The sequence below is a fragment of the Halomonas sp. ATBC28 genome (genome assembly GCF_005937175.1).
GTDB classification, from domain to species: Bacteria; Pseudomonadota; Gammaproteobacteria; order Pseudomonadales; family Halomonadaceae; genus Vreelandella; species Vreelandella titanicae.
This window is the reverse complement of record NZ_VCQL01000003.1, coordinates 168,247-193,556: the sequence shown is the minus strand read 5'-3', so window position 1 is coordinate 193,556 and position 25,310 is coordinate 168,247. Positions and strand designations below refer to the sequence as shown.

General features: G+C 54.6%; 11 protein-coding genes. 7 read left to right on the top strand and 4 right to left on the bottom strand.

Annotated features, from left to right (window positions below; genetic code table 11):
- Window positions 1–30 precede the first annotated feature (30 nt).
- Both fhuF and fhuB read right to left on the bottom strand, forming a co-directional pair.
- The gene (gene fhuF / locus E0L35_RS04470; RefSeq protein ID WP_138799742.1) at window positions 31–819 is read right to left on the bottom strand and encodes a siderophore-iron reductase FhuF; all 789 of its coding nucleotides are present in this window, start codon (window positions 817–819) and stop codon (window positions 31–33) included.
- Window positions 816–2,816, bottom strand: coding sequence for a Fe(3+)-hydroxamate ABC transporter permease FhuB (gene fhuB / locus E0L35_RS04465; protein WP_138799741.1), 2,001 nt, complete (start codon window positions 2,814–2,816; stop codon window positions 816–818). Before fhuB ends, fhuF begins: the two co-directional genes overlap by 4 nt.
- A gap of 183 nt (window positions 2,817–2,999) precedes the next feature.
- On the opposite strand from fhuB, the gene E0L35_RS04460 reads away from it, so the two are divergent.
- Both E0L35_RS04460 and E0L35_RS04455 read left to right on the top strand, forming a co-directional pair.
- On the top strand, window positions 3,000–3,932 hold the full coding sequence (locus E0L35_RS04460) for a siderophore-interacting protein (RefSeq protein ID WP_138799740.1): 933 nt from the start codon (window positions 3,000–3,002) through the stop codon (window positions 3,930–3,932).
- Between the two features lie 4 nt (window positions 3,933–3,936).
- A complete protein-coding gene (locus tag E0L35_RS04455; RefSeq protein ID WP_249362085.1) occupies window positions 3,937–4,545 on the top strand; it encodes a cytochrome b in 609 nt (202 codons plus the stop codon).
- Here the strand turns inward: E0L35_RS04455 and E0L35_RS04450 are convergent.
- On the bottom strand, window positions 4,531–6,177 hold the full coding sequence (locus E0L35_RS04450) for a cyclic peptide export ABC transporter (protein ID WP_171051114.1): 1,647 nt from the start codon (window positions 6,175–6,177) through the stop codon (window positions 4,531–4,533). The two genes, E0L35_RS04455 and E0L35_RS04450, sit on opposite strands and share 15 nt — an antisense overlap.
- Before the next feature lie 221 nt (window positions 6,178–6,398).
- On the opposite strand from E0L35_RS04450, the gene E0L35_RS04445 reads away from it, so the two are divergent.
- The 5 genes from E0L35_RS04445 (at window position 6,399) to E0L35_RS04425 (ending at window position 13,334) form a co-directional block, all read left to right on the top strand.
- Window positions 6,399–7,511, top strand: coding sequence for a GNAT family N-acetyltransferase (locus E0L35_RS04445; protein ID WP_249362084.1), 1,113 nt, complete (start codon window positions 6,399–6,401; stop codon window positions 7,509–7,511).
- 23 nt (window positions 7,512–7,534) lie between these two features.
- Window positions 7,535–8,827: a lysine N(6)-hydroxylase/L-ornithine N(5)-oxygenase family protein gene (locus E0L35_RS04440; RefSeq protein WP_138799738.1), complete on the top strand. Its 1,293-nt coding sequence runs from the start codon at window positions 7,535–7,537 to the stop codon at window positions 8,825–8,827.
- A gap of 174 nt (window positions 8,828–9,001) precedes the next feature.
- Window positions 9,002–9,847, top strand: coding sequence for a formyltransferase family protein (locus tag E0L35_RS04435; RefSeq protein WP_138799737.1), 846 nt, complete (start codon window positions 9,002–9,004; stop codon window positions 9,845–9,847).
- A 239-nt stretch (window positions 9,848–10,086) separates the two neighbouring features.
- Window positions 10,087–12,288, top strand: coding sequence for a TonB-dependent siderophore receptor (locus tag E0L35_RS04430; RefSeq protein ID WP_138799736.1), 2,202 nt, complete (start codon window positions 10,087–10,089; stop codon window positions 12,286–12,288).
- 173 nt (window positions 12,289–12,461) lie between these two features.
- Complete coding sequence (locus E0L35_RS04425) at window positions 12,462–13,334, top strand: ABC transporter substrate-binding protein (RefSeq protein ID WP_138799735.1); 873 nt, start codon at window positions 12,462–12,464, stop codon at window positions 13,332–13,334.
- 74 nt (window positions 13,335–13,408) lie between these two features.
- On the opposite strand, the gene E0L35_RS04420 is transcribed toward E0L35_RS04425, so the two are convergent.
- Window positions 13,409–25,309 (bottom strand): non-ribosomal peptide synthetase, encoded by an 11,901-nt coding sequence (locus E0L35_RS04420; RefSeq protein ID WP_138799734.1) that lies wholly within the window; start codon window positions 25,307–25,309, stop codon window positions 13,409–13,411.
- Window position 25,310 lies beyond the last annotated feature (1 nt).

Here is a 25,310-nt window from a genome sequence, read left to right as displayed (position 1 = left end):
AAAGGAAGCGCTGCAGCGTGCCGTGCTAACCTAACGGCGTTTCTTGGCCGGCTTATTTTCGGGTTTTAGCGGGCAGCCACCGCAAAGCGGCTCGCCGGGTAATCGGTATTTGATACAGCATAGCCGCCGTACACGAGCAGGTGTTTCACCGCCCAGTTCCAGGTAACGCACTGGCTGATAGAGTGGATTACGGCGCCCATCGGGCAGCGTCTTGGTGGCGAGATAATCCAGTAGCGGTTCTCCCGCACCGCTGAATTCCGGGTGCCGCGAACAGGTCTTTCCCACGAACTCCACGTAGTGACCAAGATTGCTCCAAAACACCTTGGCAGAAAGTCCGGAGACCACAGCAAGCGCCTCGATCAGTGGCGCGCAGTGGTCATCGAATAGGCTACTGAAACGTGCCTGAAGCGTTTTTGAGGCCAGAGGGACGCCACCATGCGGCAACCAGATACGAGCAGTCTGACCATGGTCGCCAAACGCCAGTCGCAGCTCATCCCCGCCGACCGGCAGGTCGTAACCCAATAGCAGGTTCGCCACCAGCGTTGGAATAGAGACACTGCTGAAATGAAATTTCGACCATATCGAAGCAGCAGCCAGAAAATCAGCATCGTCACCGTGGTACAGGCGGTAACGCGATAGCTGGGCGAAGAGCACTTCATGATCCAGCAGTTCAGTAGCCGCCAATGTCGGCTCATCAGGCTGACCAAAACAGGGGGCCTTGGCGTTATCCAGCGGCGGCTGGCGGTAAAGTGCCAACAACACCTCCGCAGGATCCGCCACAGCCCAAAGCTCACTCGGCTTGATCGCCACATGGCTCATAGCCGCCGCAGACCCCACATAAAGTAGGCACCACCAATCAGTGAAGCGACCAAGCCCGCGGGTATCTCATAGGGGAAGATAATCTGACGGCCGACCCAATCCGCCAGCACCATCAGCAGCATGCCGATCAATGCAGCCCCCAGCAGATGCTGACCCGCCCGGGAGAAGCCAACCAAGCGCGCCATATGTGGCGCCAGCAGGCCAATAAACGAAAGCGGCCCCACCACGAGGGTGGCGCAGGCGGTGAGCAGTGCTACCAGTAACAGCAACGCCAAGCGGGCACGGTTGAGGGTTACCCCAAGCGCCTTAGCCGTCGGCGCGCCTAAGGGCAAGATATCCAGCCAGCGGGTGAAGGGCAGCGTGACCAGCGCCAATACAGCGGCAATGCCACCAACCACCACCGCATTGGTGACATCCACGTAATAGGTAGAGCCCGCGAGCCAAGCGATCACCTGCTGGCCACGAGGGTCGCCGCCCGCCAGCATTACGCTGCGCACTGCATCAAACAGCGCACTGACCGCCACCCCGGTGAGCAGCAAGCGCTCGGGAAGATAACCGCTCTTGCGGTTGATACCCACCAACACCAGCAGTGTCGCGAAAGCCCCCAGGGTACCCACGCCAATCAGCATCATATTGGTGGGGGCGGGCAGCAGGAAAATCCCCAGAATCAGCGCAATGGCACAGCCACCGCTGATACCCAGTACTTCGGGGCTGGCCATGGGGTTGGCAGAAAGGCGCTGAAGAATCGTCCCGGCAATCGCCAGCATCAACCCGCTGGCGGCTGCCGCCATCACCCGGGGCATGCGCCACTGCATGACATTCCAGTTATTGGGCGCCAGCCAGTACCAGCCATCTACGCCTTGGCCAAACAGCAAGCCGAGAACCGTTGCCCCCAGTAACGCAAGGATTAAGCCAGTGGCTAAACATGAAGGCGCTGGGTGACGGCGGGCGAAAACACCCGTCCCTTTCGGCGGCTGGTCGCCCTGCAGTTTCAGGCGTGGGATCAGCCACATTAACAGCGGTGCCCCCAGGGCACCGGTAATCGCCCCGGTAGGAATAAAGGCTGCCACCATGCCACCAAACTGCTGCAGCAACAGATCCGTGGTGGCCAGCAGCACGGCCCCTAATAGCGTCGACCAGATTAGCCGTGGGCCCAACCGGCGCGCCCCGGCCATACGCACAATATTGGGCGCGGCCAGACCGATAAAGCCGATGATGCCCACCACGCTGACGATGCTGCCGGTAATAAATACGGCCAGCCCCATTCCTGCAAAGCGCAGATAGGTAAGCGAGACTCCCAGGCTCTTCGCGCTGGCGTCGTCAAGTTCCAGCACCGCCAAGGGGCGCAGCAAAAACCAAGCGGCGACACAGCTAATCGCCAGCCGTGGCCAGAGAATAGCCACGCCGTCCCAGCCATTTTGCGCCAGCGAGCCCGCGCCCCAAATTAGCAACCCGGAGAGCGCTTCGTGGTTAAACAGCAACAACGCAGTGGAGAGCGCCCCCAAATACAAATTGACCACCAGACCCGACAGCACTACCACAATAGGGGCCAAACCGCGCCGCCAGGAGAGCAGGAAAACCAGCCCCACCGCCAGCGCGCCGCCCAACAAGGCCACCCATTCGCGCCCAACCACAAGCAGCCCTGGCGCCAGCAAAGTGGCGGTCATCAGCGCCAAATTAGCGCCCGACGCCACCCCCAGAGTGGTGGGCGACGCCAATGGGTTGCGCAGCACCTGCTGCATGAGCACACCCGCCAGCCCCAAACCGCCCCCGGCGAGCAGTGCGATCGAGAGGCGCGGCCACCAGGCGTAGTAGAGCAGCAGCTCGTCAACATTCTCAAAGGAAGGCGCCACTAACGCCTGCAAGCCCAGCGCAAAACCGCCCTGGCCCTCCAGGCCAATCCAGAATAGCACCGCCATCGGCAGGCTAAGCATCAGACAGGCTTTCGCGGGCGACATGCCTCCCACTCGTTGGGCAACTTGCGCGGCACCTAGCATAGCGGACACCCTTCTGTGATCACCGAACAGCTCGCCACGCGGGGCGTAATAGGCAGCAGCGTCATTGTCTAAGCCTTAATCGTTCTGGAGGTTAATAGTTAAATTATTGACAACGATTCTAAATGATAATAATTAGCACTACAATTGACTCATTAATTGATGCACAAGTAACGGAGCCTCCTTATGGCAGCCAAACCGAGCTACCAGCTTTTCGATATCACCCTCGCCCGGCGCACCCAGGTCAGCGCCTCCCTCGTCAGGTTCACCTTTACCGGCCCAGACGTTGGCCACATGGCGACCTACGCCCCGGATCAGCGCGTCAAACTGTTCTTTCCCGAAGGCGGTGGCAGCCTCGACCCGCTGTTTGAGATCGCCAAGCTGGAAGAGCACGACTGGTACGGCGCCTATCGCGCTCTACCAGATGCCCAGCGGCCCTCTGCGCGCACCTATACCATTCGCGCTCTGCGGCCGGAGAAGGCCGAAGTAGACGTTGAATTTGTGCTCCACGGCGACAATGGCCCCGCCTCGCGCTGGGCAATGCACGCCCGCCCCGGCGACCGCCTGGCCATGACAGCCCCCGACGCCAATGCAGAAGGCCCAAAGCTGGGTTACGAGTGGAAGCCCCCCCAAGACGTGCGCCGTATTCTGATCATCGCCGATGAAACCGCCCTCCCCGCCGCCGCAGGCATTCTTGAAACTCTTGATGACCTGCCGCTCAAACCCAGGGTCGAAGCGCTGTTCGAAGTGCCACGCAGTGACGACGTTCAGCCGCTGCCCCAAGCCGCTAAGCTGCACTGGCTGGCCCGCGACGCTGAACCCGGCTGCCAACACGGTGAGCTGCTGATGAGAGCAGTGCGCGATATTGATTTGCATAAGGAAATTCAAGCGCTAGGCGGCGTGCCTACGGCAGCCACTAGCAACGACGCAAGCGACGATGAGGACGGCCCACTCTGGGAACCCGCCACCCTGAATGACAGCGCGCCCTTCTACGCTTGGATAGCTGCTGAAACCAAGGTCGCCATGAAGTTGCGCCGCTACCTGGTTAACGAGTGCGGGCTACCCAAACAGTACGTCACCAGCATGGGCTACTGGCGCCAGGGCAAGGCCAATGGTTAAAGACATGGCAAACAGCACGGCATTAAACAGTGATCACACCAGCACACCTGCTCAAACACCTATCGGCTGGCGAGACAGCCCCCGCCACTACGGGCGCATAAGTCGTACGCTGCACTGGCTGACCGCCGCGCTGGTCACACTGCAATTTACTGTGTTGCTGGCTTGGCGGGGAATGGGCGAAAACGCTATCACGCTGTTTTTGGCGAGTATTGGGCCTCATGGCTCGTTAGGGTTTCTGATTCTGATCGTGACGCTGGCGCGCCTTAGTTGGGCATGGGTCAACCGCAAGCAACGCCCTCCGCAGCCGCTCGGATGGGATGGCCGCATAGCACGCCTTGTACATATCACTTTTTATGCGCTCCTGCTGTGGCTGCCTGCTTTCGCCATTTTGCGCCAATACGGCCGTGGCGGGGCGCTGCGCTTTTATGGCATGGAGCTACTGCCCGAAGCCGAGCGCGACATCACCTGGATGATCGCCCCCGCCGATCTTCTTCACGGCCCACTCTCGTGGCTGCTGTGTGGATTAGTCATCGGCCATATCGCGATGGCGCTGATTCACAGGTTCTGGTTCAAGGACAAGGTATTAGCGCGTATGGTGTCAAGTGGCCACTGAGGGTGCCACCTCCACCTCAGCGCCAGCCGACTGCTCTGGCGCTAGCAGCTTCCCGCTCTCCAGCCGCACCAATCGATCCGCGAGGTGGAAGTAGCGGTCATCGTGGGTAATCACCAGCACTGCTTTGCCCATGCGTTTTAGCTCGGGCAACACCTCGCAGTAAAACACCTCTTTGAATAACGGATCCTGATCCGCCGCCCACTCGTCAAACACCAAAAACGGGCGATCTTCCAGGTAGGCCACTACCAGCGCCAAGCGCTTACGCTGCCCCTGGGAGAGTGCCTGGGTAGTGAACGCACCGTTCTCAACGCGCACCTTGTGCTGCAAATGCAACTTGGCCAGCAGACGGTTGCCCTCTTCGTCGAGATCTTCCCGCGGCGCTTCCAACAGGCGCTCGAACAGATGGAAGTCCGAGAACACCACCGAAAAGAGCTGCCGGTAAGCATCCCAGCCATCCGCCTCGACAGGTTCGCCATTGAGCAACACCTCGCCACCCTCCGGTGGGTAAAGCCCCACCACCACTTTGGCCAGCGTGGTTTTGCCGCTACCGTTGCCCCCCACCAGAAACACCACTTCCCCCGGCGTAAAGCTCAGATTAATCGGCCCCAGCTCAAAGAAGTCATCGCTCTGCTCGTGGTAGTACTGATGGGTGACGTCGCGCAATTCAAGACGTTGAAAATCAGGCATCTGAGGTGACGCCTGCCGCTCCTGCCCATGAGGCATCTCGCGGGTAATGTCGTCAATTCGGCTAGCGGCTACCCGCGCCATATTGATCCGCGGAATATTGATCAGCAACCCTTCCAAGGGCGTCACCATAAACACAAACACCAGGGCAAAACCGGTCATTACCTGGGTTTGATTAGGCCCATCGCCTGCCAATACAAACAGCACCAAGCCAATAAAGGCGTACATCAGGAACTGTCCCCAACTGGTCGAGATCACGAACAGCGACATGCCATAGGTACGCAGCCGCCGCACGCCTTCAACCGACTCCCCGAGTATCTGATCCATAAAGACCCGGCTCTTGCGCTGGTGCAGGCGCAGCTCTTTTGCCCCATCGGTCAACGCGCGGAAATGCCCAAACAAGCGATCCTGCTCTGACGAGGCATCCTGGAGGTAATGAATAGCGCGTAAGTGCACCAAGTGGTAGCCGACAGCACCCAGCCCAATCACCCCTAAAGCAAACAGGAACACCTGCCATGAGAGCATCGCCAGGTAGCCCAAGCACCCCACCACAATAACCGTATTAGTCAAGATCACCGGCAAGCTAACAAACAGTACCGCCACATTGTTGCTGTGCTCGGTGAGCGCCGACTGGATCCGCGCACTGCCCACACGCTCGAAGTGAGCAAAGGGGGTCTCAGCCACACACTGGGCGACAAAACTGCGTAACTCGGCCAGAGCACGCTGCCCCAACCGCTCAAACAGCGCCGTCGACACCATCCGACAGAGCATTAGCGTCACGGCAATGCCCGCAAAGGCCCAGGCAGCACTAGCGCGACTGGCGGCATCGCTGGTTAACGCCACATTGATCTGGGCAATCAGCAGCACGCTGAAAAGCCCCGAGAGAATACTGGCCAGCGCAGCAGCGGTCATCAACCCGCGGGTTCGACGAATCAGATAGGAAAGCACATTCACCTCGTTGGAAAGCGATTGGAAAGCGATTGAAAACCGACACCTATCTCTAATGACGAACCGCGCACGCAAAAAGTTAACCAATATTTGTGTAAACAAGCCTCATTCTCATTCGTCCTTAGATAAGGAAGTCAGTAACGCCGCCCTCCAATGAGGAGATTTTTTTGCTGTTTTTTTATTCGTTTCTTTGATTCGTTCTTATTGATAGGAGCTTAGCAGTGTCCAGTTCTGTCCAGACACAACCACAGGTACACATACCCTCTGAAAGCCACACGGTGGCCTCGCTGCTCTCACGCCCAGAGGGGTGCACCTATCAAGTTACCTATGAGATAACCACGCAGACACTTTATGTGGAAGGCCATCAAGAGCGTCTTGAGTGGTTGGTTGTAGACGATAACAGCACCTTGATGCTGCAGTGGCCACAGCGTTCAGCACCTCCTCTCCCCGCGTTACTGGCTGCTATCGAAGGGGCTTTCGCCTTTCACCCAGATGCTGTAGCCCTTCTTTTACAGCTCCCCACGGTTTTACACTCCACTCTGTGTGCCAACGGAATCGCGGTTAAAGATCCCCATGGCAAACTCTGGGCCTACGCGGAGCTGTTTTGGCAGTTGCCCACGCTTTGGCTCACCTCCCCTTCCACCTCCCCCTACCCGCAGCAGCCAATCTTGGAGAATGGAAAACGTCATCCACGCCGCCCGCCGCGCCCCAGCGGCACGGTCTATCAGCGCCATATTGCCTGGCTGAATGCCACCCTGAGTTTCCGAGTGCTTGACCTGGAACTTGACCTTGAACGCTTTAACCGCTGGATGAACGACCCGGTTGTCGCCCACTTCTGGGAAGAGCAGGGTGATTTGCAACAGCACCGCGAACGGCTGGAGCGCACGTTGCAAAATTCCAGCGTTGTACCACTGATTGGTTGTATCGACGGCGAGCCCTTCGGCTACTTCGAGACCTACTGGGCCAAGGAGGATCGCATTGGCGCTTATTACGATGTTGGTGAATTTGACCGTGGCTGGCACGTACTCATAGGCGAAGCCGCTTTTTGCGGGCGGCCTTATGTCGCCGCTTGGCTGCCCTCCATCTCTCACTACCTGTTCCTGGACGACTGCCGCACCCAGCGCCTGGTGATCGAGCCCCGCGTGGATAACGCCAAGATGCTGCGCAACCTTGCACAGTGCGGTTATGCCCATGTGAAGGCGTTCGATTTTCCCCATAAGCGGGCCATGCTCGGCATGCAGCTACGCGAGCACTTTTTTAACGAGCGCAGTTGGATTCCGCTGCCTCCGCACCCTGGGTCTGCGCCACGACCCGACCCACGCTTCACCCCATAAATACGTCAGCCACGAGGACTCTTATGCATATTCACGACTTGATCGGCATCGGCTTCGGCCCCTCCAATATTGCCCTGGCCATTGCGCTCGACGAACAGCGCCAGGCAGGGCAAGCGAAGGATGCCTTGTTTATTGAGCGTCAGCCCTGCTTTGCCTGGCACCCGCATATGCTGCTGGAAAATGCTCATATGCAGATCTCCTTCCTCAAAGACCTGGTCACGCCGCGCAACCCAGGAAGCCGTTTCAGCTTCCTCAATTACCTCCACAGCAAAGGTCGCTTGCAGGACTTTATCAATCTGCAGACCTTCTTCCCCAGCCGCCACGAATTCAATGACTACCTAAGCTGGACTGCCAGCCACTTTGAACACCAGTGCACCTATGGAGAGGATGTGTTTGAAGTGCTGCCCGAAACTGATAACGACGAGGTCGCCTACCTCCGCGTGCGTTCACGGGATGAGAGTGGCGCGGTGCAGGAAAGGCTCACCCGTTCATTGGTAATTAGCGTGGGTGGTGCGCCCAATGTTCCTGAATGCTTCGCCGGGCTAAAAGACGACCCACGGGTCTTCCACTCCAGCCACTATCTGAGAGAGCTGGCGAAGCAAGACGCCCCCAAACGCATCGCCGTGATCGGTGCCGGCCAGAGCGCCGCTGAGATATTCCTTGACCTGCACGGCCGCGAAGGCATCCAGGTGGATCTTATTAGCCGGGCATGGGCCTTTAAACCCTCCGACGATAGCCCCTTCGTCAACGAGATATTCAACCCTGAATACACCGATTACGTGTTCAACAACCCCACCGGCCAGCGGGAAGCACTGCTGCAGGAGTACAAAAGCACCAACTACTCAGCCCCTGACTTGGCGCTGATTCAGGAGATTTACGATGTGTTCTATCAGCAAAAAGTAACCGGCCTGGCCCGACACCGCTTCCGCCGCCGCCATGAGGTGATTGGCAGCGAAGCAGGCCCTGAAGGCGTTGAGCTACTTGTGCGAGATTTGGAGAGCGGCCATACAGAGTCCACCCGCTACGACGCAGTGGTGTTAGCCACCGGCTATGTACGCGACACCCATAAACAGCTACTGGCCCCTGTTGCAGACTACCTGCCTGATTTTGCCGTCAACCGCCACTATCAGCTCTATACCAAGCCTGAGTTCAAACCGGCTATTTTTCTGCAAGGCAGTTGCGAACCCACCCATGGTTTAAGCGACACCCTGCTGTCGATTTTGGCGGCACGGACAAGTGAGATTTGTGATGCACTAGATCAGACAACTGCCTTATATGCCCCTTCTCCCTGTAAGCAGGAGGTTACTGCATCTTAGTTTTCACATACTCACGTTCATAAAAGGTACCAGAGGCCAGTTCATTATCTGGCCTCTGGACGGCGTAGCTAAATGCTCTTGACTACCTTCTCAGCTGGAGCACAGGCACTGAATAAGTATGACGATGAGCCATAAGGCCAACACTATCTACTATTCTAAAAACATGGATAAAACATGTCTAAACTAAAACTAGCTTATATCCTGTCACTGAGAAATGCTACAGCCGATAAAGCTGGGCAATACATTGAGTATAAGGGGGAGAAACAGTACATGATGTCCCCTCTTGAGTATCTGGTGACATCTCTCAACGAGACTCCGCTAGGCGATGCCTACTCTCTGGAAACTGTGATTTATGATGACGATGAAGGCTCAATAAAAGACCAAGAGAAGCTCAAAGACTATGGTTTCTGTCGTCAACTAGGAAAGCCATGGATCTTGCCACAAGAGCTCTTTGTGAAGGGATCACACATTGACGACCTTTTCTGCTCTATACCATCCACTTACCGACGCTTACCAAGCGACTCACCCGATAGACTCCCTGCGAAGTCGACTTTTGAAAAAAGCTTGCTAGAGAAGTTAGTGGCAATCGAAGCAGACGTCGTCGTCCTTGACGGACTACTAGTCATTCTAGACGAGCTCATCCGCCCCCAGAGTCCTCTTTATCGCAAGATCGTCAATATCCATCCCGGTATTACGCGCCAAGACTCTCCCTATCAAAGACGGGGTGCCTCGGCAACACTTGATGCCCTGTACGGGGCTCAAGGAAAAAAAGTTATCAACTGGCAGACAATGGAGACCGACAGCGCTCCTGCTATCAACAAGACTGGCGCCTCACTCCATTTTGTCGACAGCGGAATTGATTCTGGCGAAGTCATCTACGACCTATTGGAAACTCATATCGAACCAGATGACTCCATCATTGAATTACGGTGGAGGAATTTCAATAAAAGCCTCTTTCCTACGCTTCACGAGGGGTTGGAAGCTCTAAAAAACGATATCACGGCTTCCTCAACATGCTGAATTAATTGAATAGCCGCAGCACTAAATCAGGCAACGACACTTCGTGCTCCCATACCTGTGAGCACGAAGTCATCGCACCATAATCTGAAGCCAATCCTCAATTTTTGGTTTGAATTCAGGGTTACCCTCTCCCGGATACTCACACGAAGTTGACATCAAGATACAGATACTAATAATACAAACAATAACAATTAAGATTTACATAAAATCAAAATGAACCCAATGCAAGGAGAACATTCGTGAACCAACCCTCTTTCCGCAAACGGTGGCTAACGGTCGCCATCGCTTTGGCTGCCTGCAGCACGTCGGCAGCTGTGCTTGCTCAAAATGCTGAGCAGAACACGCAATTAGATAGTAATGCGCCGAACACATTGCCTACAGTGCGAGTAACAGGGGACAGAGTTTCAGGTGCCCTACTGCCGACTGAGGGATATACCGCCGATACTAGTCTCAGTGCCACCAAGACTGACACTCCTCTGATGGAGACAGCCCAGTCGGTATCCGTGGTCACACGCGAGCAGATCGAAGATCAAAGCGCGCAAACGATACAGCAAGCCCTACGCTATAGCCCTGGTGTGTTCACAGGCACCCGCAATGGCATTGGAGGTCGTGTTGATTTTATCAATATGCGTGGCTTTGGGGGCGTCGGCAGTATCGACAACATCTATTTTGACGGCCTTAAAATGGCTAGCGATGTTTCCGGCTATAATTCATTACAAATTGATCCCTATTTTCTTGAGCGGGTCGATGTGTTCAAGGGGCCGACATCCGTTTTGTACGGGCAAAGCTACCCTGGTGGCTTGGTTGGGCTGACCAGTAAACGCCCTCTATTTTCATCTAGCCATGAGATCCAACTAGAAACGGGCAGCCATAATAAACGTACAGCTCGATTTGACGTCAGTGGCCCCATAGGGGAAAACCAGCAGGTCGCCTATCGCCTAGTAGGGCTAGCCAGCGGTTCGGACAGTCAGTTCGACCATGTAGAGAACGAGCGCTATACCATTGCTCCCTCTTTGACGTTCTTGCCAACCGATGCGACATCGTTAACCGTCATGGCCTACCTGCAGCACGAGCCAAATCGTGGTTACTATGGTTGGACACCAGCCGACGGTACGGTGCGAGATTATAATGGTAGACGGATCGATAATAACTTTTTTGATGGCGAGCCAGGCGTCAATGGGTTCGAGCGTTATCAACGGCTAATAGGTTACCAACTAGAACACCAGTTCAACGATCAGTGGCAAGCCCGGCAGAACTTCCGCTTTACCTCTTCGACTATCGATTATAATTCAATTTATTCCAGTAGTTACGTAGGGGATAGTAATCTGCTAAATCGACGCGCAGCGAGAGCCGATGAATCCATGCACGCCTACCATGTGGATAATCAGCTACAGGGGGATTTTACGACCGGATCTCTTGAACATACACTGCTAGCCGGTGTGGACTACCAGTACCAACGCAACTCTGGAGACTGGCAGTTCGGGGCAGCGGCCCCTCTGGATGCCTTCAATCCACAGTATGGAAACACTCAAATCACATATGGAACACCCACCAATTTCATAAATAAGGTAGAGCAGACTGGATTTTACTTGCAGGATCAGATCAGTTTCAATCGCTGGCGTTTCAACCTGTCAGGGCGTCAGGATTGGGCAGACACCAGCACCGCCTATACCAACTTAGGCATGTCTTCTGAAAGCGACAATGAGAAGTTCACTAGTCGTGCCAGCTTATTGTATGCCTTTGATAACGGTATTTCCCCTTACGTCAGTTACTCGGAATCATTTCAAGCAGCATCCGCCACAAGGACTGATGCCTCCGGAAACACATTAGATCCCAGTGAGGCCTCTCAGTACGAGACAGGTATCAAGTATCAACCACCCGGCAGCAATGACCAGTACACGGCCGCTTTATATCATCTAGAGCAGGAGAATGTTTCCGAAGCCATTCCTAACACATCATTCTATGAGTCTATCGGAAAGGTACGTTCGCGCGGCTTAGAACTCTCTGCCATCTTACGTCCCACTGAACAACTTTCATTACTCGCCAACTATACATACACGGACATGGAGTACGTCGAGACCAACGATGAAACCCAAGGAAATACTCCTTATGCCGTGCCCCGTCATATGGCCTCTGCGTGGAGCAAATATGAATTCACGAAGGGGGCGTTAAACGGTCTGGGGGTTGGCGCGGGTGTGCGCTACAATGACTCTACATGGGGCGATGAGGCCAATACGTTCCAAGTCAGCGGCTATACGCTAGTTGATGCCATGTTGGAATATGATCTGGGCGCGTTATCAAGCGACCTTGAGGGCATGGACTTGCAGGTCAATGCCAACAACCTGCTTGATAAAGAGTATACGTCCTCTTGCTCTAGCTTCAGGATTTGTCACTTTGGCGAAGAGCGCAATGTGACAGCAACCGTCAGCTATCGTTGGTAGGTGGTTTGTCCTATTGAGGAATTAAGGAAAACATATTCAGGCTAAAATGAGAAATCGAGGTGCCTTTATACTCATAGGCATCTCGTTTTTTTATTTAAACTCCCCTATTATAATGACAGATCAAAAACCAAAGTTTAATTTTTTATCTATTAGTCAAGGTATACAAAGACGACATGACATCATCAGCCTATAAAAATCTTATGTTACCAATATTGCTTATATTAATTTTATTATCTGCGGCTAACGCTGATGATCAGCAGCGTGATGTTACTTTTGATTATGCGGTGGCAGATACGCTTAGTGCCTTACACCAACCGCCCATTGCTTTAGCTGGCCTAGCACAATACAGACAATTATACAAAGAATATCTACTTCCTGATACCTTTGAACTCGGACTTAGGTTTCAACCCAATCTTGAGTATCTTGCATCACTGAAACCTGATGACATAGTGATAGCACCACCAGCCCATCTGAACTTAGAAGACAAACTTTCCCGTATTGCTCATGTAGTAAAAATCCGGCCATTTATGCAAGGTCTGGATGTTTGGCTAAGCCTTGAACAATTGACCAGGGATGTGGGGGAGCTGAATGGCGGGCAACAGCAGGCCGAAGCATTCATTGACTCTGTAGAAGCCAGAATGTCAGCGATTGCGGCACAGATTGGGAGGCCTGCAGAAACTCTACTGATTATCGAAATCCGAGACAACCAGCATGTGCGTGTCTATGGGCCAGGGAGCCTGGAAGATGCAGCTTTGACACGGCTTGGATTTGAAAATGCTTGGCAGGGGCCTACTAATAACTGGGGGTTCAGTACTCTTTCAGTTCGTGAAGCATTTGCACTAACAGGCCAAATCGTTGTTCTCCAGCCAGCTTATTCTCAAGACATATCTGGTTCAACATTACCAAAGTCAGGGCTATGGCAGCATTGGCTAGATGATACATCGGTAAGTATGGAAAGAAACTATTGGCCATGGGGAGGCTTCCCTTCCATGCTCCGCTTTGCTGAATCTCTCCAAGAAGCACTCCAAGCAGATACTCAAACTTAATCAAAGCGCGCTAAGCGTACCTAGCGCGCTACTGAAACCACCTTAAGAGTTATAAACTCAAAAAATCATATTACTCAAAATAGGTTTTTCTCCACTTCGTACGAGTGTTGCCCAGCACTAACTCTTAACCGCTTCTCCAGCTGAGAGAGCAAGGCACTATCAGTAATGATTGAGAAATGATCATTGAGAGTCTCAATTGAGGTTTTCGGGACGCTATTCAACTGATTCGCCAGCGCCTGCTGTTCTTCCCAAGCTCTTCCCGCTTCCCACCAACAGTCCACTTCACAGTTTAACGCTGGCAAGGTATCAAGCTGCTGTGAAAGCAATTTCAGATAACGCGCCACACAAAATATCCGAGCAAGTGCTTCACTACCCAGTGCAGCATAACCCTCGCGACCATGTATATCGGATGATGCTATTGATCTCTCCAACTTAATGGCAATTTCTTCCTCGCTCGGCTCTTTCGTGCCCTCTTCATTACTTTCGAATGCTTCAAGCGAAGCACCTGGCAGTATGACCGATGAGAAACTAACAAGATCTCGCTGCCAGCTATCCTCACTATGCAGACCACCGCCCGGTATATAGGGATCTATCAAAGCCAGTTGACTCACATCTTGCCCGAGCCCTTCAAGTCGAGCCGCGATCATCGCAGCCAATGCCCCGCCAAGAGACCATCCTAATAGCCGATAGGGGCCCACAGGCTGTATGCGACGTATTGTCTCCACATAATCATCAGCCATTGCTTCAAGTGAGGAATCTCGATGCTGTGGATCGGTCAACATTCGGCTTGGCAGACCGTAAACCGTGCATACTCCGTGCAAGCGCCGGGCTAACGGCTGATAATCAAAAACTGTTCCCATTACGGCATGGATGCAGAACAGCGGTGGCTGATTAGCACACTCGCCATTTAGCATGATAGCCCCTTTGGGCAGCGCCTCAGTGTTTTTCCTCACTCCCAGCAGATCAGCAATGGTCGGTTTCTGCATTAGGTCAAACAGCTTAAAGTTAAGCTGTGGTTCCTCTAAAACTTGTACTCGGCTCATCACTTGTAGGCTCAACAGAGAGTCTCCACCCAGCTCGAAGAAGTTGTCGGTCTCGCCGATCCGTTTAATGCCAAGCACTTCTTGCCATATCTCGGCGAGCTTTCGGGCTGCCCGCGTCGAGGGAGCGACATACTTGCGGCCTTCCTCAACATTAGGTTCAGGTAGTGCCTTGCGCTCCACTTTGCCGTTGGCATTTAGCGGCAGTGAATCGAGCATGACCACGACTCCTGGCACCATATAGTCAGGCAATCGTTGACCCAAACGCTCGCGTAGTATGGTGATGTCGAGTTCAATGCCGACTTGGGGAACTACGTATGCCACTAGCCTCGAACCATTTAGGCCCTCTTGGGCGACCACAACCGTCTCACGAACCTCTGGCTGAGATAACAGTTCAGCTTCAATTTCTCCTAGCTCAATACGCAGGCCGCGGATCTTCACTTGGTGATCAAGGCGGCCCAGGTACTCGAGCTGGCCATCCTCCCGCCAGCGAACTAGATCGCCGGTACGGTAAAGGCGTTCGCCTGCAGCAAATGGATCGGCAACAAAACGCTCCGCCGTTAAATCACTTCGATTGAGATATCCACGGGCCAGACTTACCCCGCCCAGGTATAACTCACCCGCTATACCCTGAGGGACGAGGGTGAGCTCATCATCTAATACATAGGTGCGGGTGCCACTGATGGGACGTCCAATGGGTATTTGACGTTGAGTGTCACCACGACACCACCAGTGAGTGACATGAATCGTGGTTTCGGTAGGGCCATAAAGATCGTGAAGGTTGGCACCATCAAGGCATTCAGCCACATCCTGCTGCAGCGTGGCTGGAACGGCCTCGCCACCACACATAATATGTTTGAGCCGCGTCTTGACCTTAACATCGGGATATGCCAGGAAGGCCTTGAGCATTGAGGGCACAAAGTTGAGCGTGGTAACGCCGTGCCGCTGGATCAGCTCAATGATGCGCTCTGGATCTCGATGATCACCTGGCTGAGCTACCACTAGGCGAACCCCGACACTCAATGGCCAGAAAATCTCCCATACTGAAACGTCAAAACCGAAAGGTGCCTTGTGTAGTACGGCATCCGTATCGTTGAGCTGATAGGTTTGCTGCATCCAGACCATGCAATTAGTTAAGGAATCATGGCGGATGGCCGCACCTTTAGGCTTCCCAGTAGAGCCCGAGGTGTAAATCACATAGGCTAGATGCTCGCCGTGCAGCTCCACCTCCGGGTTAGTTGACGCATGATGCGCCACATCCAGCCGATCCAGTTCAATAACATTCACCCCATCGGTCACCGGCAACAACTCACGCAAGTGTTGCTGGGTGATCAGCAATTCTATACCGCTATCTTCGGCTATGTAGGCCAAACGTTCGGAGGGATAATCAGGATCCAGCGGCACATAAGCACCACCCGCTTTGAGAATACCCAACAGCCCCACCACCATTTCGATGGAGCGTTCCATAGCGATGCCCACGCGGGTTTCGGAACGCACGCCCATACCGATCAAGTAATTGGCTAAACGGTTGGCACGGGTATTGAGTTCGGCGAAGCTAAGAGATGTGTTTTCGCATACTAGCGCCGTGGCCTCTGGGATTACCGCAGCTTGGCGCTCAATCAAGTGGTGAATAGGTGGAGTATCGGGTATCTGGTCTGAGCTTTCTCCCCATTCGTTTAACAGATACTTCTCGTCCTCCCCTAGCAACGTGATGTTGCTCACAGCTTGTTGCGGTGCCGTTTTTAGGCTCTCTATGATACCTGCAATGGATGTGCACAAGTAGTCGCACAGCCGCTGAGCACTGATCAAGCGGCTGGTCTGCCCAACCAGTTGGAAGCTTTCGCCAAGATCATCGACTGACATCACAATTGGGTAGTTGGTACGACCTCTATTGCCTAATGCCTCCATACCGTCCCACGCCCGGCTAGTTGCATCTTCCTTCTCTGGAGCACTGTAACGATAGTTCAGCAAGGTTGAGAACAGTGGTGATCCTCCACCTACTCCGCTGCATCGCTGTGCTAGTCCGAGACTAGCATGCTCGTGGTTCAACAATTCGGCCAACTCACTATGGGTCTGGCGTAAACAGTCGGCCACACTGTTAGTACCTAGTCTAATACGAATAGGTAAAGTGTTAATGAACATCCCAAGTGCTCTTTCGGCGCCCTCAATACCTTGCATACGGCCAAATAGTAGAGTGCCGAACACCACATCGTCCCGCCCCGTCGTTTTACTCAGCACGTGCGCCCAGGCTAGGTGAAATAGGGTAGCGGTACTGACACCATGTCGCTGTGCCTGCTGTCGAACTTGTTGGGCCAGTTCTTCTGTCAGTGGTAGGCGAATCTCCTCAATACCACTGCCATCGCCGCGTACATCCAGTAATCCGAATGGAGCAGTAGGCTCGTCCACATCACCCAGCTTCTCTCTAAAGAAAGCCTCATGCTCTACCGGACTCACCCCCAACCTTGCCTGTGCTACGAAGTTTCGGAATGGCAGCGGCTTGGGTAACTCGCCTTCTCGTCCTTGCTGGATTAGGGCAATCTCGTCCACTAGCAGATCAAGTGTGGTGTGATCCAGTACCAGGTGGTGGCTGGGCAGTTGCAGCAGCCATCGCCCTTGCTCAGCATCTTGTGCCGCAATAGCTCGCACCATCGGCGCCTGGCGTACATCAATGCGATAGTGTTCAGGATCCACATAGGCGTTTAGTCGTTCGGAAACGCTGCACGAAACACTGGTTTCTTCCAGTTCCAGCCACTCCACCTCTAGTGAGGCGTGCCGGTGCACTACTTGTACTGGTTCATGAAGCCCTTCCCAGAGCACTGCTGTGCGCAAAATATCGTGACGGGTAATCAGTTGATTGAAACCAGCAACAAACTGCTCAAGCCGTTCCTGACTATCAAAACCAAGTAAGCAAGGGAGTACATAAGTGTCACCCTCTTCCTGCAACCGATGATGGAACAGGATGCCCTCCTGCAATGGCGCCAGAGGGTAGATATCCTGGATATTGGTCGCTCCGCCTGGCACTGCATCTTCTATGCGACTGATTTCATCAGTATCCAAATCGATCAGTGTCAGCATATCCGGCTGGATCGACTGACAATGCTCTAGAATCCTATTGGGTGGTACAACCAGTTGTTTCCTATTAGGTTCTAGGGACAGTGCCTTGGCGAAGGCCGCCAATTCGGGCGACTGGAACAGCGTTCGTACTTGAGACTCAAGGCCTCGAACCCGCATACGCTCGAGCACACTCAGTGCCAACAGCGAGTGCCCCCCTAGCTCGAAGAAGTTGTCGTGACGCCCTACCTGCTCGACACCCAGCACCTCGCTCCAAATCGCCGCCAGCGCCTCTTCCATTTCACCTTGGGGCGGAACGTATTGCGAACTACTGGTGAAGTCCGGCTCGGGCAATGTCTTGCGATCCACCTTGCCGTTGGGCGTTAGTGGCAAAGCATCGAGCATCATCACCACACTTGGCACCATATAGTCCGGCAATACCTGCCCCAGACGTTCGCGTAGCTCAGCCGTATCGATCGGTTCATGTGGCTTGGCAACGGCATAAGCCACTAACCTGGCTCCTCCTGGCCCTTCCTGAGCCACCACTACCGAATCACGGATTTCTTCGAACTCCACCAACCGGGACTCGATCTCACCGAGTTCGAGGCGCTGCCCCCGGATCTTGACCTGTTGATCGGTACGTCCGATGTATTCAAGCGCCCCATCGGTGCGATAGCGGGCCAGATCGCCTGTCCGGTAAAGCCGCTCTCCAGGCACATCGGCAAACGGGTTGGGCACGAAGCGCTCCGCCGTCAGCTTCGGCTGGTTCAGGTAGCCCCTCCCAACACCGACACCGGAGACATATAGCTCGCCACTCACCCCCGTTGGTAGTGGGTTCAGCTGGTTGTCGAGAACGATTAGCTGAGTGTTATCGGCCGGCTTACCGATCGGCACCACGGCTACGTATTCGTCATCGTCGCTACGCAGTAAGTGCAGGGATACGTCATCGGCACATTCAGCAGGGCCATAGGCATTGACCAGGGGAATCGACGGATAGCGCTCAAACCATTGGCGCACTAGCTCGGAGGTGGAGGCTTCCCCCGTGGGCAGCAGCCAGCGCAGTGCTGGCAGGTCGACTGAGGCAGTATTCAACATTCCCTGGATCACTGCAGGTACGCTTTGCAGTACCGTGACGCCGTTGTCGCGCACATAAAGGATCAATGCACTGGGGTCGCGTGCAATCTCATCAGGCACGATCTCAATGCTGGCGCCACACAACAGTCCCGCCAATGTTTGCCAGACGGAGATATCGAAACTCAGCGCTGCGGTCTGGGCAATGACATCGCTGGCCGACAGATCCAGGTAGGGAGCCTTGCTCAATTGGTTGTTGAGCATGCCACGATGGCTAACGACGACACCCTTGGGTTCACCGGTCGAACCGGAGGTATAGATGATATAGGCGGCCTGATCAGGGTGAGCCGTTACAGCGGCATCCCCCTCTAGTCCTTCCGCCGTGACGAGATCCTCGAACACTATCATCCGCGGCGGGTTGGGCATGGATTCAAGCACAGTTTCGAGGCGCGGTGTTTGCTCAGCAGTGGCAACCAGAACCGATGCATGGCTTGACGTCAGCATATTGGCGATACGCTGATCAGGAAGTCGGGTATCCAGCGCTAGATACGCACCGCCAGCCTTGAACGTACCCAGAATCATGCTTGGCAACGCTAGGCCGCGCTCGGCATGCAGGGCTACGACATTATCCTTCTTCACCCCTGCTTGCCGCAGTGCTTGGGCAATGCGATTGGAGGTGTCCTCTAGCTGATCATAAGTGAGTGTGTCTCCCTGATGGCGAACGGCAACTTGGCGTGAATGCTGTCGTACCTGCTCACGGAACAGGTCGATATAACCTCGCTCAAAGGGATAAGCAACCGACTGCCCTCTACAGTGCGCCCGCTGTGTCTCCATCTCATTAACAGGCAATACGTCCAATTCATGATAGGGAGCATCAGGCCTGTCAATAATGTGCAAGAGAATTTGACGGAAGCCCGAGAGCAGCCTCTCGACCTCGGAATCGTCAAACTTACGGGCGTCGTAGGAGAGCTGCAGCATCAATTGCTCGCCAGGCACCACCACTACGGTCAAGGGGTAATTGGTGTGGGTGCGGTTGCCCTTGATAGACACATGAAGATCATGGATTTTCTCCGTTATGCTGGCATCTATCGGCGCATTTTCGAATACAAAGAGGCTATCGAATAGACTGCGTCCTTGTGACTGCTCTCCCAACGATTGAATTTCGACTAACGGTAGATGCTCGTATTGACGCATCTCCAGGTTTTTCGCCAATAGCCCATGCAGCCAATCAAGGACAGATGTTTGCGGCGAAGGGGCTGACACACGCAGAGGGATCGTGTTGATAAACAGCCCCATCGTCTCCTGTATGCCCTCCAGTTCTAGCGGGCGCCCAGCCACTGTCACGCCGAATAGGATGTCATCTACCTGGGAAAGCCGCCCTAACAGCAGTGCCCATGCCCCTTGTACGATCGTATTGACAGTCAATTGATGCTGTCGGGCAACGTTCTGTAGCTCTGCACTCTCATCGTGGGAGAGCGAGGAGAATACATCAGCCACCGTGGCAACACTGTCGTGCGAACCGTGCGGCTTAAGATAAGGAATCGGCGTTATCTCATCGAAACCTTCAAGCTCATGTTGCCAATAGTTGCGTAGCACATTGGCATCCTGCTGCTGCAACCAAGCGATAAAATCACGATACGGCCTTGGTTGCGTCAACTCGTGACTCGTCCCGAGACGATAGGCATCGTAGTAGTGGAAAAAATCGCTGAGCAACAGGGAGCGGCACCAGGCATCCATCAGAATATGGTGGAAACTCTGTACGACGTAGAACAGGTTCTCCGCCAGTTGAATAAGGCGTACCTTTAGCAATGGTGGCCATTCCAGGTCGAAGCCATCATCAAGCTCCTGACGCAATAACACCGCCAAGCGCCGATCGGCCTCATCCTCGTCAATACCGCGCCAATCGATATATTCCACAGGTGAAGGAATTTGCCGATACACCACCTGCAACTGTATCTCTTCGGTTTGCCATACGAACCCTGTACGTAGAACCTCATACCGTTCGCCGACTCGCTGCCAGGCTTTCTCGAAAGCATTGACGTCGATAGGCGAAGCAAACCGGTAGCGATCCTGCATCATGTACATACCAGCGCCTGGATTGAGCAGGGTATGCAATAGCAGCCCTTGCTGCATCGGCGCCAACGGGTAGATGTCCTCAACATTGGCGACATCCAATCGCAAGCCGTCAAGCTGCCCTTGACTCAGCCCCGCCAACGGGAAGTCCGAAGGCGTTGCGCCACGAACGCCACTAGCACAGTGCTCAATCAATGCCTCTAGTTGCGCTTGGAAGCTTACTTGCAAGGCATGTATCGCTGCCTCGCTGTGAATCTCACGACTGTAATTCCAATCAAAGCGCAGTTGGCCATCTTGAACCCAGGCCACCACCTCAATCCAGGTACGGCGCTTGCTTTGCGGCGCGCGAGCCTGCCCTGCATTCTCTTTGGCGAGCCGCCAGGCCCCATCGCCCTGTAGGGAGCGATCCAACTGGCCTAGATAATTGAAGGTGACCTGGGGGTAGGCACCACCCACCAGCGCGGGCTCTTCTTTCAAATAGCGCAGCACGCCGTAGCCGAGCCCCTTTTCAGGCACTTGGCGAAGTTGCTCCTTGATTGCTTTTAGGCTTGTACCGGGCTCCGCATTACCTGGGGTCAGGCGAACCGGGTAGAGCGAGGTGAACCAACCTACGCTGCGACTGAGATCGACGCCATCGAACAGATCTTCGCGGCCATGGCCTTCCAGTTCGATTAGTACACTGTCTCGCTCCGCCCATTGGCACAGGGCGCTCGATAGTGCAGTGAGGAGCAGGTCATCCACTTGGGTGCGATAAGCTTTATGCACCGGCCCCAGCAGTTGCGTGGTGGCCTCGGTAGGCAAGCTGCCAACTAGCGATGCGGTGTCGGCGACGGTGTTGCTGCCATGGGGATTACGTGCCGGTAGGCTAGGCTCTGGCTCTTTGACAAGGCCCTCCCAATAGGAGCATTGCTCAGCCAAAGCCTCCGATTTGGCATAGTCGGCCAGGGCACGCGCCCACTCATCTAGCGAGGTGGTTGCCGGTGGTAGGTCGACTGTCTTTCCTGCATTTAACTGCGCGTAGGCCGTTTGCAGGTCGTCGAGGATCACGCGCCACGAGACGCCGTCCACCACCAGGTGGTGAGCCACTAGCAGCAATCGTCCGCCGCGCTCGCCTCCCAGTGCCATCCAGATAGCACGGAACGGCCGCGCCAAACTCAGACTGCGTTGCGCAGCATCGGCAGCCTGGGGGATGGCCTGCGCCGGATCCGCATGATCGCTTACGTCCACGTGCTCGAAGAGATCGTCGGCTAGCTTGCCATAGGCTTGTTGCCAGCTATCGCCAACGCGCTCAAAGCGCAGCCGCAAGGCACCATAGTGATCGACCACTGCCTCAATGGCACGCCGTAGCAGCGCGGCATCTACATCACTGGCCGCTTCCAGCATCAACGACTGGTTCCAATGGTGTGGCTCGGCGAAGTTCTGCTCGAAGAACCAGCGCTGTACCGGCAGCAGTGCGAAGGGGGCCACCTTATCGGGCGCAGCCGCTTGTTTAGGAGCGGTAGCAGCTAGAGGCGTGGCCATCGCCGCCACGGCGGCAACGGTCTGCCCTTCCATCAACTGCTTGGGCGTTACCTTGTAGCCACGCTTGCGCGAGCGCGCGACGATCTGCAAGCTGAGGATGGAGTCACCACCCAGTTCGAAGAAGTTGTCATTACGCCCCACCTGCTCACAGCCGATTACATCGGCCCAGACCGCTGCCAACACCTCCTCTGCTTCTCCCTGGGGAGCTTCAAAGGTTTTACCACTACCGGCTTGCACTGGCTCGGGTAATGCCTTGCGATCCAGCTTGCCATTGGCGGTTAGCGGCAGAGCCTCCAGCCGTACCAGGGCGCTGGGCACCATATAGTCCGGCACGCGCTCGCCAAGCTGCGCGAGTAACACAGCATCATCAACGTCGCTCCCGGCTGCCATAACCACGTAGGCGTACAGTTGCGCGCGGCCTTCCTCGTTTTCTCGTGCAATCACCTCAGCCTCCGCGATGCACGGTTGATCGCGCAACAGGGCAGCGATCTCGCTCGGCTCCACCCGATAGCCGCGAATTTTGACCTGATCATCCACACGGCCAAGAAACTCCAGGCTACCGTCGGCCAGTTGGCGCACCCGGTCACCGCTGCGATAGAGCCGTTCCCCTGTATGGAAAGGGCTGGCGACGAAACGCTCCGCCGTTTGCCCCAGGCGCTGTAGATAGCCTTGAGCCAGTCCCGGCCCGCCCAAGTAGAGCTCCCCAGCTACTCCCTTCGGCACCGGATTAAGCCAGGGGTCAAGTACCCAGGCCTGAGCATTGGCCAGCGGTGTGCCGATCGGCAGTGTGCTGGCACCTCGATCGGCCATTTCGGCTTGTTGGGTGAGAACCCCTACCGTGGTTTCAGTGGGGCCGTAGTGATTAAGCACCCGGCAGGTTGGCTTGAGCTCGGCGATACGCTCCAGTAGCGCCCAGTCGGTAGCCTCTCCACCTAGAACCAAGCGCTCGTGCGGAAGTACATCTGCCGGATTTGCAGCACTCAGCAGCGCCCGCAGATGGCTAGGCACAATTTTGAGCACATCCACCTGCTGTTCCCGCATATAAGCCGCAAAGGCATCCGGGTCGAAGGCGCACTCGGGGGAAATAAGATGCAAGGTACGCCCGGTGCACAAGGCACCAAACAGCACCGTATGCCCCAGATCCGCCGCCACCGTCGAGACCATCGCCATGTTGCGGGCACCCTCTGGTAGCGCCAACGCTTCCAGAACGCTCTGTACGTAATTGACCAGAGCACCGTGACTAACCGCCACCCCTTTAGGCTTACCCGTGGAGCCAGAGGTATAAATCACATAGGCCGTCTGCTGGGGATGGATGACGGGGGATTCACTCTCTACGGCAGCTGGAATATCGTCGGCAAACGCCAGCTCCATTACCGGAACGTCACCATTCCAGTCGCAAGCCGTACTGCTCAGCATTAAGCGAGCGCCACTGTCAGCCAGTTGATAGGCCAAGCGCTCGCTCGGCAGTTGTGGATCAAGCGGTATGAAAGCCCCGCCCGCTTTGAGTACGGCGAGAATACCAAGTACATATTCGCATGAGCGTTCAGCGTGAATGGCAACGCGTACTTCGGGGCCGACTCCCTGTGCCATTAACTCTGCCGCTAACCGTTGGGCCTGGGCATCCAAGCTGGCATAGGTGGCTGCATTATTCGGTTCATCTTGCATTGCAAGTTGTTGGGAATGCTCTTCGACGGCTCGATCCCAAAGCTCTATAACGCTCCCAGAAGTGAATGTGGTTGTATTTCCTTCAAGCACCGAAGTGGGGGCGGGGATTTCGAGCAATGCCAATGGCGTACTCGGCGTTTTCAGCACTTGCTCAGCCAGGCTTTGTAGTGCTTCGGCGAATCTCTTGACTGTTGTTTCGTCGAACAGTGCCGCCGCATAGGCGAATACACAGCGAATACCATCAGTAGTATCAGTAAAGTCAAAGCTCAGATCGAAGTGCGCATCGCCGCCGCTGAGTCCTTCAAGATATACCTTTAAGTCACCTACGGTCTTTTCCCTCTCCAGCTCTTTCTGTTGGGTGCACTTGACCTGAAATAGCGGATGTACTCCCGGTTGGCGCTCAGGTTGTAACGCTTCTACCAGAGTATCGAAAGGAATATCCTGGTAGTCCTGTGCATCAAGCACGGTTTCTTTAACGGCGCCTAATAAACTGGTAAACCCCTTGGTAGGCTCTAATAAGGTTCTCAGCACTTGAATATTGAGCAGGTAACCAATCAAACCATGTGTTTCAGCTTTGTTCCGATTAGCACTGGGAGAGCCTATACGTATGTCGCTTTGTCCACTGAAACGATGTAGCGTCAGCTTTAAAAGTGACAGCATCACCATATACAGTGAAGCGCCATACTCACGGGCTAGCTGATGAATACCATGGCTCACCTCTCGAGATAATTGAATATGGCACAGACCGACTTTCGATGTCGCCTGTGAGCCTCTTGGCCGATCCAAAGGAAGATCGATAGGCGAATGCGAGTCACCCAGACGCTGGCGCCAGTGGTCTAGCTGCCGCTCCATTTCGCCAGCCTCGAACCAGCTTCGTTGCCAAACAGCATAATCACCAAACTGAATGGGTAACGAAGGTAATGCAGCATTGCGCTGTTGGACTCGGGCTTCGTAAAACTCGAACAACTCATTGATGAGCAACTGAATCGACCAACCGTCACAAGCGATATGGTGCAATACAATGGCAACTGCATGATGGTTAGTATCTAACTGGTAGATTGCCATGCGGAATGACGGCTCAACATCAATCGCAAACGGGTGCTGAGAGAACCTGCCAATGAGGCGCTGTAGCTCTTTTTCCTGTTCGAACTCGGTATATTGCTGTAAATCATCGTGTAATACGGGAACACGCCAGTCATTGAAAACCTCCTGGAGGGGTTCTCCATTCTTGCTCTGAGGATATATCGTGCGGAGTACTTCATGACGCGTCACAAGGTCATTCACACTCGACTCGAATGCAGCAACATCCAGCGGGCCTTGCAAATAAAACACACCTGGCATGTTGTAAGCCGGGCTTACCGGATCAAGCTGCCATGTCAACCATAAGCTACGCTGCGAATATGACAACGGAAGTTGCTCAGCTCGGTTAGCGGGCACGATAGGAAGCTCACGAAAATCAATGCCACTACTTTTCAGCTTATTCAGAAAACTTCGCTGCGCATCAACCTGTAATTCTGCAAAACGTTGAGCAATCTTTCTTTCGTCCAATTCCATG